The sequence below is a fragment of the Rhizobium lentis genome, assembly GCF_014200175.1.
GTDB classification, from domain to species: domain Bacteria; phylum Pseudomonadota; class Alphaproteobacteria; order Rhizobiales; family Rhizobiaceae; genus Rhizobium; species Rhizobium mulingense.
This window is the reverse complement of sequence record NZ_JACHBD010000014.1, coordinates 45,869-59,488: the sequence shown is the minus strand read 5'-3', so window position 1 is coordinate 59,488 and position 13,620 is coordinate 45,869. Positions and strand designations below refer to the sequence as shown.

The 13,620-nt window shown below is 58.9% G+C and carries 13 protein-coding genes; all 13 read right to left on the bottom strand.

Going from position 1 to position 13,620, the window contains the following annotated elements:
* Nucleotides 1-2 precede the first annotated feature (2 nt).
* Nucleotides 3-977 (bottom strand): ABC transporter permease, encoded by a 975-nt coding sequence (locus GGI60_RS26905; protein ID WP_050577727.1) that lies wholly within the window; start codon nt 975-977, stop codon nt 3-5.
* A complete protein-coding gene (locus GGI60_RS26900) occupies nt 974-2,527 on the bottom strand; it encodes a sugar ABC transporter ATP-binding protein (protein WP_183934883.1) in 1,554 nt (517 codons plus the stop codon). Before GGI60_RS26900 ends, GGI60_RS26905 begins: the two co-directional genes overlap by 4 nt.
* A 90-nt stretch (nt 2,528-2,617) precedes the next feature.
* Nucleotides 2,618-3,784, bottom strand: coding sequence for an ABC transporter substrate-binding protein (locus tag GGI60_RS26895; protein ID WP_183934882.1), 1,167 nt, complete (start codon nt 3,782-3,784; stop codon nt 2,618-2,620).
* A 25-nt stretch (nt 3,785-3,809) separates the two neighbouring features.
* Nucleotides 3,810-4,706 (bottom strand): alpha/beta fold hydrolase, encoded by an 897-nt coding sequence (locus GGI60_RS26890; RefSeq protein ID WP_064843734.1) that lies wholly within the window; start codon nt 4,704-4,706, stop codon nt 3,810-3,812.
* Nucleotides 4,703-5,086, bottom strand: coding sequence for a hypothetical protein (locus GGI60_RS26885; RefSeq protein WP_064843732.1), 384 nt, complete (start codon nt 5,084-5,086; stop codon nt 4,703-4,705). Before GGI60_RS26885 ends, GGI60_RS26890 begins: the two co-directional genes overlap by 4 nt.
* A 79-nt stretch (nt 5,087-5,165) precedes the next feature.
* Nucleotides 5,166-5,594 (bottom strand): carboxymuconolactone decarboxylase family protein, encoded by a 429-nt coding sequence (locus tag GGI60_RS26880; protein ID WP_176439447.1) that lies wholly within the window; start codon nt 5,592-5,594, stop codon nt 5,166-5,168.
* A gap of 91 nt (nt 5,595-5,685) precedes the next feature.
* On the bottom strand, nt 5,686-6,573 hold the full coding sequence (locus tag GGI60_RS26875; protein WP_064843728.1) for an NAD(P)-dependent oxidoreductase: 888 nt from the start codon (nt 6,571-6,573) through the stop codon (nt 5,686-5,688).
* Nucleotides 6,574-6,661: 88 nt separating this feature from the next.
* Nucleotides 6,662-7,345: a GntR family transcriptional regulator gene (locus GGI60_RS26870; protein WP_040140051.1), complete on the bottom strand. Its 684-nt coding sequence runs from the start codon at nt 7,343-7,345 to the stop codon at nt 6,662-6,664.
* 423 nt (nt 7,346-7,768) lie between these two features.
* On the bottom strand, nt 7,769-8,662 hold the full coding sequence (locus GGI60_RS26865; protein ID WP_312863471.1) for a LysR substrate-binding domain-containing protein: 894 nt from the start codon (nt 8,660-8,662) through the stop codon (nt 7,769-7,771).
* 65 nt (nt 8,663-8,727) lie between these two features.
* Nucleotides 8,728-10,344, bottom strand: coding sequence for a ribulokinase (locus tag GGI60_RS26860; RefSeq protein ID WP_040140046.1), 1,617 nt, complete (start codon nt 10,342-10,344; stop codon nt 8,728-8,730).
* Nucleotides 10,345-10,351: 7 nt separating this feature from the next.
* Nucleotides 10,352-11,056 (bottom strand): L-ribulose-5-phosphate 4-epimerase AraD, encoded by a 705-nt coding sequence (gene araD / locus GGI60_RS26855; protein WP_040140207.1) that lies wholly within the window; start codon nt 11,054-11,056, stop codon nt 10,352-10,354.
* Between the two features lie 10 nt (nt 11,057-11,066).
* The gene (locus GGI60_RS26850; protein ID WP_040140044.1) at nt 11,067-12,041 is read right to left on the bottom strand and encodes an ABC transporter permease; all 975 of its coding nucleotides are present in this window, start codon (nt 12,039-12,041) and stop codon (nt 11,067-11,069) included.
* Nucleotides 12,034-13,569, bottom strand: coding sequence for a sugar ABC transporter ATP-binding protein (locus GGI60_RS26845; protein WP_040140042.1), 1,536 nt, complete (start codon nt 13,567-13,569; stop codon nt 12,034-12,036). The genes GGI60_RS26850 and GGI60_RS26845 overlap by 8 nt, the downstream gene beginning before the upstream one ends.
* Between the last annotated feature and the right edge of the window lie 51 nt (nt 13,570-13,620).

Here is a 13,620-nt window from a genome sequence, read left to right as displayed (position 1 = left end):
CCTCACGCGACAGTGCGGCGGCTGATGACGAAGACGTTCACGAGAAGTGACCCAACGAGGATCAGGCCAAAGGCCATTTGCGTGACGAAGCCGGAAACCGTCCCGAAGTTGAAAGTGGACAGAAGATACGAGATGAGGAACATGTTGATCGCGCCGAGCGTCGAGCCGAGCGCACCGCCGCGGCCCCCGGAGAGACTAGCTCCGCCAAGGACCAGCGCCGTCACCGCTTGCAGCGTGTAGGTGCTGCCCTGGGTCGGGTCGCCGGATGAGATCAGCGCGGTGTAGCTCAATGCCGCCAGCCCGGCAAAAACGCCGCCGACCGTATGGGCGATGATGCGCACGACGTCGACCTGCACACCGCTGGTATAGGCCATCCGCTCGTCAGCGCCTGTCATCCGCAGGTTGCGGTAAAACATCGTGCCCCTCAGGACGCCCCAGATTGCGAAAGCGCCGAGCAGAAGCAACAGAACAGGCGAAAATATGCTCGTTCCCGCGCCCCAGCTTAGCATCCAGTCTGGAGCGACACCGCCGGGACGCGACATGACCATCAGGTTGACGCCCGACAGAACGAGGAAACCGGAGAGCGTGACGATGATGGGCGCGACGCGCACATAGATGATCACAAGTGCTTGCACCAGCTGGAACGCTGCTCCCAATCCCACCGCCCAGGCAATGATGGCCAACGGGTGCGTGATGCCGTTGCCGACCAGCCACGTAATGAGCGTGACGTTGACGAAGCCCATGAGCGGGCCCACGGAAAGGTCCACCGCTCCGCGGCCCGCCATGACGATCGGTGTTATCGCGAGCGTGGTCAGGATCAGCGGCGTTGCAACCAGAATGGCTCCGGCCAGACCATTGTTCGTGAACAGACCCTGGCCCCGGAAGGCGACAGCGCAAAGGAGGACGAGGAAAAGCCCGGCCGGAACGAACAACGAGCGGTCCTGCGTGACTTGACGGAAAGCGGTTACGGACATCATGCGGTCCTTTCCAGATCGAAATCAACGGAAGCGTCCCGGGCTTTCCCGAACATAGCGGCGAGGATTGGTGCCTCGGCGATTTCCTCGCCGGTCAGGGATCGAAACAACGTTCCCCCGAAGAACACGTCGACGCGATCGGCAAACCCGATGAACTCCTCGATCTCACTCGAGACGTAAATGACACTGCCGCCTTTTTCAGCGAACAGACGTAGCTCCCGGTAGAGGTCACGTTTAGTGCCGAGATCGACACCGCGGGCGGGGTCATTCAGGAGGATGACTTGGGGATCGTTTGCGAAGGCGCGCCCGATAAGCACCTTCTGCTGGTTGCCGCCCGACAGTGAGGTGATCCTGTTCGACGGGCTGCCGATCTTGATGCGCAGACGATCCACTTCGCGCTTAAACATGGATTTCAGCGTGGGCTTGCGGATCACGCCCAGGGGTCCGAGCGTCTTCCTGTAGACACCGATGGCGAGGTTTTCGAAGATGCTTTGTTGCGGGAAGATACCCTCGCGCTTGCGATCCCCGGAGACGTAGGAAACGCCGAGCTTGGCAGCATCGTCGAGCGATTGCAGCCCGATCATCTTGTCCGTATCAACCGAGCGGACCTTCACCTCGCCACCGAACGGCTGGATGATGCCGGCCAAGACGCGGATAAAAGCGTCCTGCCCCTGCCCATCAAGCCCGGCTACGCCGACGATGCTCCCCTTGGGAAGGTCGAAATCGAATAGGCGCGCCGACCTGTGCGCGGCGAGACCCGTCGCGGTTAGTATGAGAGGGGCCGATAGCGCCTTCTTTCGGGAGGCGTATTCTGTCGCATCGCTGGCGCGCCGATCTGCCGGCGTCATCATGGACAGCAGGTTTTCCTCGGTAATCTCATCCTTTCCGAGCGTACCGACAGTTATCCCATCACGCAGGATCGTCGCACGGTCGGCGATACGCACGAGTTCCGCGATCCGGTGGGTTACGATGAGGATCGTCGCGCCCTCGGCACGAAGGCGGTCGATTTCCGCGTGGAGCCGGAGGGTCGAGTCGAGGTCGAGCGCGGCCGAAGATTCGTCGAGGATCAGCACCTGCGGCCTGCGAAGAATAGCCCGTGCGATGACGATCCATTGTTTGATGCTGAGCGGCAGGCTGCCTGCCAGTTGATCGAGGTCTACGGATTTTCCAACGAGCCGCGCCAGGATTTCAGCTGCTTCGGTCCGCCGATCGCCGGTCGACTGCGAACGAAAGACACCGTCACGACCGACATAGAGGTTCTCGAATACGCTAGCCTCGTCAGCAACCAGAACTTCTTGGAAGATGGTGGTCAGGCCGACCCGCTTGGCGTCGACGGGCGAGGCAACCTTCTCACCCAGGATCGTGACCTTGCCTGCGTCCGGGTGCAAAACGCCCGACATGATCTTGGCCATCGTGCTCTTGCCGCTGCCGTTTTCGCCAACGATGGCGTGTACCTCCCCGGCGCGGGCCTCGAAGTCGCACTGCTTGAGTGCCCTCGTCTCCCCGAACGCCTTGGCGACATCTACCATTCTGACTGTTATCTCGCTGCCCATCGCAGACCTCCCACCCGCAACGTCCGCCAAGGCGGCTTTTACGATCTTCCAATGGTCGGCCCGGCAGTTAAGCCACCGGGCGGATCCGGCTTACTTGGCTACCGGCTTCCAGGGATCGGCAGGACGCTCGAAGTACTGGTCGGCAATCGCACTTGGGAACCATCCGTCCGCCTTCGGTTCGACGAAATCCGTCGAGTTCAGATCGCAATCCTCGGGGATCGAAGCGCGAACGTCATCGATGGTGAACGGCAGGACAGGGCGCAGGAAGGACTGTACCTTCGGCCCCTGCCCTTCGAGCGTGCGAAGCATGATCTCCCACATCTGCTGCATCTCGCGGCGCGGCGGCCAGATATGGAAGCCGGCATCGACCCATTCTGGATTCTGGCGCCAGTAACATGCCGCCGAAGCCTCGCCGCCCAGCGTAATGGGCACCATGTCGCGGCCCGACTGGAGCATGGCATTCAACACGCCGTTCTCCTGCGCGCCCTGTGTCAGAATACCGTCAATCTGAATGGGGTTCGTCGCCAGAAATTTCTGCACCTCGACCTGTGCTACCTGGTCGGTCCACTTGCCAGCCACTTCGCCGACAATCTTGATGTCGGGATACTTTGCCAGCGCGTCTTTGGCGGCCTTGTCGAAGCTGTCGGATGAGGCGAAGCCAGGGATGCCCGACACGAGAAGCACGTTGCCTTTCTTGCCGATCTTGTCTGCGAGCCAGGTCGCCATCTCGCCGCCGCCCTGCGCGTGATTGGCAGCGCCGTTGATCGCGTAAGGCGACGTCACGTATCCCGAAAACGAGAAAACAGGAACGCCTGCCTTATAGGCGTACTCGATCGTCTGGTTGAGGGCGGTGACGTTCGAGCAGCAGATGATGATGGCATCGACCCCATCATCAACCATCTGGCGCATCTGCTGAATCTGGACGGCGTCCTTGAGGTCGGACTGAGTGACCACGACTTCAGATACAAGCCCCGCTTCCTTGGAGCGCGGCAAGAGGTCATTCATGACGGCATCGAGGGCGGCTGCGCGCCACGTGTTGCCGGCATAGCTACTGGCGTAGCCGATCTTCCACGGCGGTCCTTTCTTTGGCTTGAAGTCCTTATAGGCGCTCGCTCCGAGCGGAACCTGCGGGTCGACGACCTCGTAGATCTTCTTCTCGTTGGGGGGGAGCTGGTCGACGCCGTCAGCCCAAGCAGTGGTCGTCAGGGCGCTGACCGCGATCAGCGCCCGCATGGTTCCGGTTAAACTCCGTCTCATTGGATGCTCCTCCCAAGAGATTGTTTCAGGCGACCTTCGCCCTGGTTGCGGATGCCTGCTGGATTTCCTCGAGGATCGGCAGCAGGTATTTTCTGAACTCGGTGTAGTCTTCAGTGACCGGGAAATGACCGAGCTTCTCCATCGTCCAGAACTTGCTGCCCTTGACGAGATCGGCGGCGATCTTGGTGTCGGCCGGGGAGGTATTCGGATCGTATTCGCCCGTCAGGAAGTACAGCATGCACTTCGACGTATCGATCTTGCTCGCCTCTTCGGGCGAGACATTGTGGTCGTAGTAGTAGTAATAGAGGTCACCTGCGAAGACGCCCGGACCGCCGCAGCTATATTCCCACTGGATTTCGCGGACATTGGCTTCTGGTGAGTAGGGCGAGATATTGAGCATCATGGCCGCGCCGATGGAGGTGCGGTTCACGTTTGGGTTGTCGAATTCTTTCCGAATGCCTGCCATGCCGACATCGACATATTCGGCAGCCGAGCGCAGTGCGCCTTCGACGGAGATAGTAGCGCGGAAGTTGTCGGGGTAATTCGATGCCAGATCGATAGCAAGATGTCCGCCCATCGAGCTACCCATATAAACGGGGCGGTCCAGACCAAGGGCCTTAGAGAGTTCCAGTTGGAAATCCATCATGAACTTCTTGGTCATGTTGTACTCTTTCTCCCACCAGCGAACGCCGTGGGGAGGAAGAGACTTCCCGTGATAGGGCAAGTCGAACGCGATGACGCGGAAGTTCTTGGTCACGTCTTCGTCGCAGAGCGTGTGCCGGTACTGGCGGCCGTCGGAGCCCGCCGTGTGACCGACAAGCAAGGGAATGCCCTCTCCGGCTTCCTCGTAATAGACGCGATATTCGATGCCTTCGATCGTCAGGTAGACGTAACGGCCCGTGATTGGATCATGCCTAGTCATGCTGCTACTCCTTCCGGGCGGGCTTCGCGCATCAGGTTCGTCATGCGATTGAGCGCAGGGAGATACGCGAAGGTTTCGTTATTGTTGCTAAGGTACAGACCGTGTTTGATGTTTGACGACTGCAGGCACTGATAAAACGGCCGCGGCTTCTTCTGGAGAAGCGCATCCCACTGTTCACCCGTGCCCCGGATGACGATCTTGCACGTCTCGTCGTCGTAGGCGGCTTCTTCGACCTTCACCATCTTGCCGTCTTCGAAGTGGAGTGCGACGCTGCGGGTCGGAAAATCGCATTTGATAATGCCGTTGAGATAACGGGTTTCGCGCTTGAACTCGAAGTCCTCCAGCGCCAGTTTTTTGAACTTCTCGAGATCGATGGCCAAGTTCGGCTCCTCCCTAGTTAAAACGGCGCGGCCGATCCACGCCCTTCAAAATTTTCCGCCACGCCCAGCGGCGGCGACTTCAGATGCCCATTTCGTTGAAGACCTCCTGGGCGTTTCGGAAGCTGTCGATGCCCGCCGGTACGCCGGCGTAGATCGCGACCTGCAGGAAAATCTCCTGGATTTCCTCCTTGGTAAGGCCGTTGTTGATCGCGCCGCGCACGTGGCCCTTGAGCTCATGCGGACGATTGAGAACAGAGATCATGCCAAGGTTCAGAATGGACCGCGCGCGCCTGTCGAGGCCTGGTCGATTCCAGATCTCGTTCCAGCAATACTCAGTGACGAGCTGCTGCATAGGCCAGGTGAAGTCGGTCGCCTTACCGAGTGCTGCGTCGACATAGGCATCGCCCATGACTTCACGACGCGTCGCCAGCCCTTGAGCGAACTGTTCCGAAGGGACAGGCCGCTCCTTGCCGTGTGTTTTCACTTTCGTTTCTTTCGTGGCGGTCATTCGACAACGCTCCTAGCTTTACTGTCTACGACAAGATCAACTGATTATCAGACAATCTGTCTGTTTCGCCCGAATTCGCGAGTTTCCGAGGCTAATTGTGATCTTCGACGTATCGGATGATGCGGGTGTGGTCCTCGGATGGGCCTAGCGCCTTCTGTGCAGCATCCCAGGCGTCTGCCGTGCTGGCGAGAGCATCGAGGCGAAGACCAAGCGTCTTGGCGAGATCGGCGGCGATGCGGATATCCTTGGCCATCAGGCCAATGGCAAATCCCGACCCGAACGTCTCAGAGAGGATGAACTGCTTCATCTTCACTTCGGTGGCGTTGTTCTTTCCAGACGACGAGTTGAGAATATCGACGATCGTCGCCGGCTCCAGGCCGAAGGCACGTCCAAGAAGGACACCCTCGATCGCCGCCAGCACACCTGCACCGGATACGAAGTTGTTAATCGCTTTCATCGCGTGACCCGAGCCAACTGGCCCCGTCCGGAACACCTGTTGTCCCACTGCCTTCAGCAGCGGCTCGGCCTCCTCGATATCAGCATCCTCCCCACCGGCCATGATTGTCAAGGTGCCAGAAACGGCGCGCTTGACGCCTCCGGAGACCGGGGCGTCAACCAGCCGAAGGCCACGAGAAGCAAGTTCGAGACCGAGTTCCCTTGTGTCGTTTGGAGCAGACGAACTCATGTCTATGACGACGGCATTCTGCTTCAGGCCGCCACAGGCGTTTTCGCCCAGCAGCGCCTCGCGCACGATCTTGCCGTTCGGAAGCATGGTGATCACGAAACTGGCCCCGACCATGGCGTCAGAAATCGTTTCGGCGGCTCGCCCGCCCGCATCAGCGAGCTTTGTCTTGGCGTCTTTCGAGAGGTCGAAACCGACGACATCGAAGCCCGCCGAAATGAGATGTTGAGCCATAGGTTGGCCCATCGCGCCCAGCCCTATAAAGGCCACGCGCGTTGCGTTGAGTGTCGATGACATTTTTTCCTCCGGACGCGTGCGAGCAATGAAACCCGCCTTCCTTCAGAGAGGATTAAAAAGATTATCAGACAATCTGTCAATCGAAATTTTAAGTTTCTAGCGCTGCGTTCTTCCGGAGGTATTCAAGTGCGACCTTGGCAGCCTGGTCGATATGGAATTTGCAGGCCGCCGCCGCCAACGGCCCGTTGCGATTCTGGATTGCGTTCGCAATATCCTTGATTTCGGCAATGCTGTGCGCAAGGCGTCCCGGTTGCGTCATGGTTGTCATTCGAAGGAGATTGATCCGATTGTGCAGAGCTGTCAGCATTTGCCTTACGAACACGTTTTTGCTGCCGTCCATCAAACAGTTGTAAAATGCGTTTTTCGCATCTATGAGGCGCGCACCGACGCCACTTTCGGCAGCGGCTTCGAATTCGACCACCGCGGCTAGAAGTGTCGCTATGTCGGCGGCAGTGCCATGCTCAGCGAACTGCTGGCCCGCGAATCCTTCAAGAAGAGCCCGAACGGTATAGAGTTGCTGCGCTTCCTCGTAGGTGATCGTACTGACGACCGGTCCCTTATGGGGATAGCTTGTGATAATGCCTTCAGCTTCGAGCTGTCGCATTGCCTCGCGAACCGAGGTCCTGCCGACGCCCAGCATTTCGCAAAGTTCTCGCTCTACCAGTCGCTGGCCGGGCTTAAATCGCCCACTGGCTATCGCCTGACGTAGAGTCTCCTCAACTTTTACGCGCAACGTCGCACTTTGTCTGGATATCTGTAGGTCTGTCTGCATCGCCCGCCAACACCTGTAATCGGCTCACGCCGCGCTAAATCATTCTCTACATATGGAGGCATTCGCTCTTAATATCAATCCAGATTGTCTGAGAGCTGCCAGTCTCAGTTGATCTCTTCGCGACAGCTTTGCCTGCTCGTCGTGTCTGACAGCCATAGACTTGCGGGCTCTTAAGTCGCGGATAGCGCCGCCCGGAGCGCGATCTGACACGGTCCTACAGCTATGGCCTTGAAGTTGTCAGCGCATAGACTGGTGAGAAGGACAGAAGACGGCGCATATCGCGCTCGGTGGCCGCTCCCCTCGCAATCGCAAAAACTTCAAAAAATCTCGAGGCATGGCTAAGAGAAGGTTGGGCATCACGCATATTGCTGTCTCAGCGTTTCAAAGAACGCCGGACGATCTTGCTGCCCGTCAGAGGTTCGATCAGCCTCGCGCCCGCATTTCAGCCGAGGCAGCGTCTTCAAGCCATACGTTTTCCAGCCATTGCTTGAACGCGTTGACCTTTTCTGATCTGAGCCGCGAGCGGACATATGTGAGCGTGTGGCAACGAAGGTTGGGGCCTGTCATCCCGAACGGAAGGACGAGGTTACCTCTTTCCACATCCCGTTCAAGAAGCCGGTAGCTCTCCAGGCACACGCCGCGTCCTTCGACAGCGGTCGCGATCGCCATAAACGCATCGCGAAATCGAGCGCCGCGATTGACGTCAATCGCCAAGCCGTGGTCCTTCGCCCATTGTTGCCAGCTGTAAAGCGTCTGCTCCGACTTGATTAAGGTGTGGCCCACCAGATCCGATGGCTTGCGTATGGGCCGCTCGCCATTCGCCACCTCGGGAGAGCAGGCTACGACGATTGTCTCAAGGGGGAACTCCTCCGCCGCGATAGAGCCCAGTCGAGGAGCGCTGCCGTAGCAGATATCGACATCGACCGAGCCATCGGACAATTTTGCAGGATCCGATGTCGACAGAAGCCTGATTTCGATCGAGGGATACAATTCTTCGAACCGAGGCAATCTTGGCATAAGCCATAGCGAAGCCAGACTTGAAGCACAGCCGACGCTCAGGACGTCGACGCTGTTGCGCCGGCACACCTCATCGGTCGCCTGCTCAATCATCGAAAGCGCTTCTGAAAGATCACGGTGGTATCGCTCGCCAATCTCGGTGAGCGACACGTTCCTTCCAATGCGGTGAAAGAGTTTTTCCCCAAGGTCGTCTTCCATCAGCCTGATTTGGTGGCTGATCGCCGACGGAGTAAGCTGCAGCTGGGCAGCAGCCTCGAGAAATGAACCCTTTCTGCCGGCTGCGACGAACGACTGTTGCACGAATGGATGGAAGTGACGTCATCACGTTCTCGATCCATAGACATCTGATCTAAGAGCACAGCGGGTCATAGCAATGCTACCTTGCGCGCGGCACGGTGGCCAAACTCGGACCGAATACTCTCACCTGCAGCAATCCGCTTGATGTCTCCGAGAACTTGCGAGAAGTCTGCGAGGCTCGAGGTGCCAAAGCCCATATAGACCTGCTTGAACAGCTGATAGAGGGTCTCATAACGTCCGCGCGTGCTCGGATCAGGCTCAAACTTTCTGTAGCCCACGCACATGGCTGCCTGAGCGCTCTCGATTGATCCATGATCTTTGGATGCAAGAGCGGCGAATATTCCCGAACCGAGACCTGTCGGAATACCGTCGGGGACCAATATGGGCTTGCCTATAACATTGGCGTAGATCTGGTTGAGGATGTCGTTCCTTTGCGGGATACCTCCCCCATTAATGACGCGGTTCACTGGAACGCCGTGCTGCTCCATCCGCTCCAGGACAACCCGTGTGTGGAAAGCCGTACCTTCAATCGCGGCATACAGTTCGTCCTGCGCTGTATGGCCGAGATGCCAGCCAAGCGTCATTCCACCAAGGTCGGAGCGGACGAGAACCGTCCGGTCCCCGTTGTCCCAGGGGAGACGCATCAGACCGGTCTTTCCGCCTTCGATGCTTTCCAGGCCTTCAGCGAGCCTGGACACCGTCGTGCCGGCACGTCGTGCTATTGCATCGAACAGGTCGCCTGTCGCAGACAGGCCTGCCTCAACTCCCACAAGGTCTGGATGTGCACTCCCTGGGACGACGCCGCAAACACCGGGGATTAGCTTCACACGTTCACTAACGGCAATGATACAGGTCGACGTACCGATCACATTGACGACGTCCCCCAGACGGCAGCCAGCGCCAATTGCATCCCAATGGGCATCAAACGCACCCGTGGGAACTGGTATCCCGGGGGTCAGGCCGAGTCGTTCGCCCCAGTATGTGCTGAGCCCACCTGCGATCGAAGCAGAGGTCTGATATGTTCCGCCAATCTTCTCGCGCACGCCGTCGAAAAGCGGATCGACGCGGGACAAGAAGGCCTGCGAGGGCAAGCCACCCCATTTCGGGTTCCACATCCACTTGTGTCCCATGGCGCAGACGCTGCGCACCATGCGAGCCGTGTCGGTCACTCCGGTGAGGACCGCGGCCGCCATGTCGCAATGTTCCACGGCGGTCCCAAAGCGCTCGCGCTGGTCGGGATTGTGGCGCATCCAGTGGAGAAGCTTGGCAAAGCCCCACTCGTGGGAATAGGTTCCGCCGCACCATTCAATTGCTTCAATGTGCATGTCGTGCGCCATCGCCGTTATCTCTTCGGCTTCCGCTTTGGCGCGGTGATCACACCAGAGGTAGTAGTCCCCCAAAGGCTGCATATTTTTGTCGACAGGCAACACCGAGGACCCCGTCGTGTCGACCGCAATCGCACGGATCTCCTTGGAATCTACGCCGCATTCGTCGATCACTCGATGCATCGCCAGCACAAGCGCTTCCATATGATCTACGTGGGACTGCGTTGCCAGGTCGGGATCGGAACGACGCCGCTCGAGAGGATATTCCGCGACGCAGGTTCCAAGGGAACCCTTCTTGGAATCAGCCAGCGTTACCCGCACGCTCAAAGTTCCGAAATCAACTCCTGCTACAATCGACATGATAATCCTACTTGGAACTGTCTGGCTGGCCGTAGGTCGCCGACTGGCCGTGCTTGCGTTGATAGTGGAGGTCCAGCAAAGCGTCGGAAATTTCTGGATCGTCCTGGTTCAGTTGCCGGGCGTGGAAGGCAATCTTGGCGACAGCCTCGAGCATCTCCGCGTTATGAACGGCGTCGGCTGCGTCCTTGCCCCAGCAGAAGGGACCGTGATCGTTAACCAGGGCTGCGGGGACGGAGAGCGGCGCATTATTTCCGAGTGCCTCGACGATGACCTTGCCCGTGTTGCGGACGTAACCGTCTATGATTTCGTCGTCGCGCAGCTTGCGAGTAACGGGGATCGTTCCGTTGAAATAGTCGGCATGGGTCGTTCCCATGGCAGGGATACCCCGGCCAGATTGGGCCCACACCGTCGCGAAGAACGAGTGCGTGTGGACCACGGCACCGATAGACTTGAAGCTTTTGTAGAGTTCCAGGTGCGTATCGAGATCAGACGATGGTCGCAGCGTGCCCTCTAGGATATTGCCATCGAGGTCGGTTACAACGATATCTGCGACCTGCATTGCCTTATAGGAAAAGCCACTCGGTTTGATGGCGACAACACGCTTCTCGCGGTCGATAGCGCTGACGTTACCGAACGTCGAGATGACAAGGCCGCTATCGTAGAGCGCGGCATTTGCATCAAGAACGGACTTGCGGAGCTCGGAATATTTCATCATCGTCTCCTCAGGCCTTTTGGCGGCGACTGAAACGATCGGCTGCCACGGCGATCAGGATGATCGTGCCGATGACGACCTGGTGCCAGAAGGTGTTCACGTTGAGCAGGTTGAGCGCGTTGCGGACGACCGCCATCAAAACGGCACCTACGGCGGTTCCAAAAAGAGTGGCGCGCCCGCCGGACAAACCCGTTCCGCCGATAACCACGGCAGCTATGACATCCAGCTCGTACCCCTGGCCGGCTTCAGGCATGGCGGCTTCAAGGCGCGAGGTGAGCAGAACGCCCGCGAAGGCCGAGAGGACCCCGACCAGCACGTAAACGGCGATCTTGACCTTGTCCGTGGGGATGCCGACCAGCCGGGCAGCGTCCGGATTGCTGCCGATCGAGAGAACGAAACGGCCGAAACGCGTGTAATAGAGAAGGTAGAAGGCGATCGCGAAGACGATGGCGGTCAGAATGACCGGAACAGGAACACCGCCGGCATAGCTCTGGCCGATCATTCGGAAGGCGGGGTCGGAGGCTCCGACGATCGGAATACCCTGAGTGTAGACCATCACGATACCGCGGCTGATGACCATGATGGCCATTGTGGCGATAAAGTCCGTGATCCCGACCTTGGTGATCAGGATGCCGTTCACCAGTCCGATCACCGCACCGACCGCAATCCCGCCTGCGCATGCCAGAGGAACGGGATAGCCAAGCACAATCAGGTTTGCGGTCACAAGACCGCTCAGCGCGAGTGTCGAACCGACGGAGAGGTCGATGCCCCGCATCCCGATCACAAAGGTCGCTCCAAACGCGATTACGGCAATGGGGACCGCCTGACGAAGAACGTCAGTCAAGTTGCCGAAGGTGAAAAACCGCGGAGCGGCAAAGCCGAGCGCCACCAGAAGAACGACGAAGGCCAGATAAACGCCGGCATTGCCGCCGCTGCGTGCGAGCGTAAGGGGCGAGCGCGGGCGTGTAGCTGCAATATCAGCCATGGATACCTCCCTGAAGATGATGGCCTTGCGGCGGCCTCACCGAATGAAGAGCGAGTGTTTCTTCCTTGGAGGTCGCCGCATCGACGACCGCCGAGATCCGTCCTTCGAACATGACCGCGACCCGGTGACACAGTCCAAGCAGTTCCGCGTTGTCGGCGGACACCACGATGACAGCACAGCCGTCTTTCGCAGCAGCCTGGATGAGGGTGTAGACCTCGGCCTTGGCACGCACGTCGACGCCACGCGTTGGCTCCTCAAGCATGAGCACCTTTGGCTGGGTGAGCAGCCAGCGAGCAAGCATGACTTTTTGCTGGTTACCGCCGCTCAGCGATGTGATGTCGGCACCGGGGCCGTCGCATTTCACGCCGAGCTTGGCGATGTAGCCGGAGGCAATCTCGCGCTCCTTTTTCGGCATCAACGTGATTTTGCCGAGCGTTCGAAGGTTGGCGATAGAGAGGTTCCAGCCGACATTGTGTTGTGGAAAAATCCCCTCGGTTTTACGTTCGGCGGGCAAGAAGGCGACGTGTTGACGAATAGCGTCCGTCGGGTCCCAAATTGCCGCTTGCTTTCCGTCGATCAGAATCGAGCCGGTCTCATGCGGGATCTGCCCAAAGATCGCCCGCAGGAGCGCGCTCTTGCCTGATCCTTCGAGACCCGTGACGCCGAGGATTTCACCCTGGGCTACCGAGAAGGTGATGTCTTCGAAGACACCCCTTTTCGTCAAACCGCGAACGTCCAACGATGGTTCGGACCTTGCCGGGACGCGGGGAGGAAACTGTTTTGCGAGAGAGCCGCCGATCATCGCACTGACGACCTTGTCTACGTCGAGCTCCGATACGGGCAGGTCTGCGACCGCGCTGCCATCGCGCAAGACCATCACGCGGCTGACGATGCCGAGGAGTTCCTGGATCCGGTGAGACACATATATGAGAGCTTTACCGGCCTGCTGAAGCTTCTTGATGATGGCGAACAGCTGTTTGCGTTCGACCTCCTCGAGCGCTTCGGTCGGCTCGTCCATGATGATGATGTCGGCGTTGCTGCTAATGGCTTTGGCAATCTCGATCATCTGCCGATGCGAGAGGCTAAGCTCTCGAACTGGCCTGTCGAGAGGTACGTCGACGCCTAACTCGCCCTTCAGGATACGCGAGGCGGCTGCCCGCATGGCCGAATGGTCAAGCGGTGATGCACTTGCACGCCCGTGGCGCAGCTCCCTGCCCGCGAATATATTTTCGGCGGCGTCAAAGTCCGGAAACAGGCTCAGCTCCTGGTAGATGATCGCGATGCCGGCCCTGGACCCGTCTTTGGGATTGTTCAGATCGACCACCTTACCTCTGACAGCAATGGTGCCTTCGTCGCGTGCATATGCACCAGAGAGGATTTTCATGAGCGTCGACTTGCCTGCGCCGTTCTCACCGACCAGGCCGAGAACCTCGCCGGGATTGAGTACGAGCTCGATGCCATCAAGCGCCTTCGTGTTGCCGAAGCGTTTGGCAATGCCTTTCATCTCGAGCAGCGGAGCGTTTGTCATTCAGGTCGCCCTTTTTGAGTGGGCGGCCCCGCGCGAGGCGGGGCCGCGTAC

Coding starts and splice junctions, on each gene's coding strand:
- GGI60_RS26860 (WP_040140046.1), bottom strand. CDS start 10,344: ATGTCGATTGTAGCAGGAGTTGATTTCGGAACTTTGAGCGTGCGGGTA.
- GGI60_RS26900 (WP_183934883.1), bottom strand. CDS start 2,527: ATGGGCAGCGAGATAACAGTCAGAATGGTAGATGTCGCCAAGGCGTTC.
- GGI60_RS26845 (WP_040140042.1), bottom strand. CDS start 13,569: ATGACAAACGCTCCGCTGCTCGAGATGAAAGGCATTGCCAAACGCTTC.
- GGI60_RS26890 (WP_064843734.1), bottom strand. CDS start 4,706: ATGACTAGGCATGATCCAATCACGGGCCGTTACGTCTACCTGACGATC.
- GGI60_RS26875 (WP_064843728.1), bottom strand. CDS start 6,573: ATGTCATCGACACTCAACGCAACGCGCGTGGCCTTTATAGGGCTGGGC.
- GGI60_RS26905 (WP_050577727.1), bottom strand. CDS start 977: ATGATGTCCGTAACCGCTTTCCGTCAAGTCACGCAGGACCGCTCGTTG.
- GGI60_RS26870 (WP_040140051.1), bottom strand. CDS start 7,345: ATGCAGACAGACCTACAGATATCCAGACAAAGTGCGACGTTGCGCGTA.
- araD (WP_040140207.1), bottom strand. CDS start 11,056: ATGAAATATTCCGAGCTCCGCAAGTCCGTTCTTGATGCAAATGCCGCG.
- GGI60_RS26895 (WP_183934882.1), bottom strand. CDS start 3,784: ATGAGACGGAGTTTAACCGGAACCATGCGGGCGCTGATCGCGGTCAGC.
- GGI60_RS26880 (WP_176439447.1), bottom strand. CDS start 5,594: ATGACCGCCACGAAAGAAACGAAAGTGAAAACACACGGCAAGGAGCGG.
- GGI60_RS26850 (WP_040140044.1), bottom strand. CDS start 12,041: ATGGCTGATATTGCAGCTACACGCCCGCGCTCGCCCCTTACGCTCGCA.